The organism is Protofrankia sp. CiP1_Cm_nod2, from assembly GCF_920664355.1.
GTDB lineage: Bacteria > Actinomycetota > Actinomycetes > Frankiales > Frankiaceae > Protofrankia.
This window is the reverse complement of record NZ_CAKKTL010000390.1, coordinates 1-2,589: the sequence shown is the minus strand read 5'-3', so window position 1 is coordinate 2,589 and position 2,589 is coordinate 1. Positions and strand designations below refer to the sequence as shown.

Here is a 2,589-nt window from a genome sequence, read left to right as displayed (position 1 = left end):
GCCCGCCGCGGTGGCGGCGGCACCGCCGGGGCGTCCGGTGGCGGTGCGTCCGGCCGGGGCGCCGGCTGCCTCGGCCCGGGTGGCGGCCTGCCGCCGGGAGAGGTACTCGTCCACCCCGCCGGGCAGCATGACCAGCGACCCGTCGCCGAACATGGCGAAGATCGTGTCGCAGGTTCGTTCCAGGAAGTAACGGTCGTGGCTGACAGCGACGATCGTGCCCGGCCAGGAGTCCAGGACGTCCTCCAGCGCGGTCAGCGTGTCGGTATCCAGGTCGTTGGTGGGCTCGTCCAGCAGCAGCACGTTCGGCCGTTGCATGAGCAGCCGCAGCAGCTGCAGCCGGCGGCGCTCCCCACCGGAAAGATCGCCCACGCGGGTCCACTGCCGGGCCGAGGGCAGGCCGAACTGCTCCAGGAGCTGGCCGGCGGTCAGCTCCCGGCCGCGGCCCACCTCCAGCACCCGGCCGGCCTGTTCCACCGCCTCCAGCGCGCGCAGGCCCGGGTCCAGCTCGTGGATCTCCTGGGCGAGCAGGGCGGGACGCACGCTCCTACCGGCCTTCACCTGGCCCGCGTCCGGGCCCACCTGCCCGGTCAGCAGGCGCATCAGCGTCGTCTTGCCGCTGCCGTTGGCCCCGACGAGACCCACCCGGTCCCCCGGGCCCAGCCGCCAGGTCACGTCCGCCAGCAGCACACGGTCGCCGATACGCAGCGTGACATCCTCGACGTCGTAGACGTCCTTGCCGAGACGGGAGGCGGCGAAGCTGCGCAGGCCGAGAGTGTCCCGGGCGGGCGGCTCGTCGGCGATCAGCACGTTGGCCGCCTCGATCCGGAAACGCGGCTTGCTGGTGCGGGCCGGTGGGCCCCGGCGCAGCCAGGCCAGCTCCTTGCGCAGCAGGTTCTGCCGCCGCGCCTCGGCGGCGTCGGCCTGCCGCGTGCGCTCCGCCCGGGCGAGCACATACGCGGAGTAACCGCCGTCGTAGGCGTCCACCCGGCCGTCGACGACCTCCCAGACCCGCTCGCAGACCTCGTCGAGGAACCACCGGTCGTGGGTGGCCACGAGCAGCCCGCCGCGCCACGACCGCAGGTGGGCGGCGAGCCAGGCCACACCCTCGACGTCGAGATGGTTGGTGGGCTCGTCCAGGACCAGCAGATCGATGTCGTCGACGAGCAGCGCGGCCAGCGCGACGCGCCGGCGCTCACCACCGGAGGAGCGCCCGACCACGGCGTCGAGCCGGTCGAGCAGCCCCAGGCCGGCAAGCACCGACCGGCGCCGCGGATCCGCCGCCCAGACGTGGTCGGGAACGTCACCGACCACGGCCTGGCGCACGGTCGCGTCGGGCGCGAGCCGGTCGTCCTGGGCCAGCAGGCCGGCCCGCACGGAACCAGCCCGCACGATCCGGCCCGCATCCGGGCGGGCCTGGCCGGCGAGCAGCCGCAGCAGGGTGCTCTTGCCCGCCCCGTTGCGGCCGACCACCCCGATGCGCTCACCGGTCCCGATGCCCAGGCTCACCCCGTCCAGCAGGGTGCGGGTGCCGAAGGCGGCCACCACCGCCTCCATCGTCACCAGGACGCCGCTCATCCGACGGTCACCCAGCGTTCCGGCGGCCCGGGGCCGTCAGCCGGCTCGTCCCAAGGCGCCACCCAGACGGCGCCAACCAGGACAGCGCCGGCAAGGACGGCGTTGCCTGGGCTGCCCCGGACAGTGCTGGCCGGGACAGTGCTGGCCGGGACGGCGCTGCCTGGGCTGGCGGCCGGTCCCGTCCGGCGGTGATGCTCCTGCGCGCGGTCATCCGCTGGAGCCGCCCGGATCGACCACACGCGCGCCCGGCACCGGGCCGTGCGCGTGCCGTACCGCCCGGCACACACCCATCCCGGCCAGGCTCGCCGCCAGAGCCACGCTCTGCTCCGCGTCCCGCGCCAGGAAAGCGCAGGTCGGCCCGGAACCGCTGACGATGGCGCCGACCGCCCCGAGCTCGACGCCGGTTTCCAGCACCCGGCGCAACGACGGGCGCAGCCGCAGCGCGGCCGGCTGCAGGTCGTTCACCAGCGCCCGGCCCAGCTCGACCGGATCGCCGGTGCGCAACGCGGCCAGCACTGCGTCCGGCGGGGTCGGCTCGGTACGCAGGCGTCCCTGTGACAACCGGTCGAACTCGGCGTAGACCGACGCGGTGGACAGGCCGCCGTCGGCCAGCGCGAACACCCAGTGGTACTCGCCGCGCCCCAGCACCGGCGTGAGCTGCTCACCGCGGCCGGTACCCAGCGCCGTCCCACCCGCGAGCGGGAACGGCACGTCGCTGCCGAGCCCGGCGGCGAGCTCGGAGAGGACCGACCTGTCCAGACCGGTGCCCCACAGGGCGTCGAAGGCGACCAGCGAACCGGCCGCGTCAGCGCTGCCACCGGCCATCCCGGCCGCGACCGGAATACCCTTCGCCATGGTCATGTGGGCGGCCGCCCCCCGCACACCGGCACGGGCGGCAAGCACATGGGCCGCGCGGACGGCCAGGTTGTCCACCCCGGTCGGGACCAGGGAGATCCGGGCCGCGGCCGCGCTCGCCGCGGCGTCGCCAGCCGGCGCGGACGGCCCGGGCCGGCC

2 protein-coding genes and 1 pseudogene are annotated in these 2,589 nt (G+C 75.6%); all 3 read right to left on the bottom strand.

Annotation, left to right across the window (positions count from 1 at the left end; genetic code table 11):
* A partial coding sequence (locus tag NBW84_RS23805; protein ID WP_445548839.1) for an ABC-F family ATP-binding cassette domain-containing protein occupies positions 1-1,053 on the bottom strand: 1,053 nt, incomplete at its 3' end.
* Between the two features lie 50 nt (positions 1,054-1,103).
* Positions 1,104-1,554, bottom strand: a pseudogene (locus NBW84_RS24680) (ATP-binding cassette domain-containing protein); the annotation flags it as partial.
* 228 nt (positions 1,555-1,782) lie between these two features.
* On the bottom strand, positions 1,783-2,589 hold an 807-nt coding region (locus tag NBW84_RS23800; RefSeq protein WP_250287574.1), incomplete at its 5' end, for a 4-(cytidine 5'-diphospho)-2-C-methyl-D-erythritol kinase.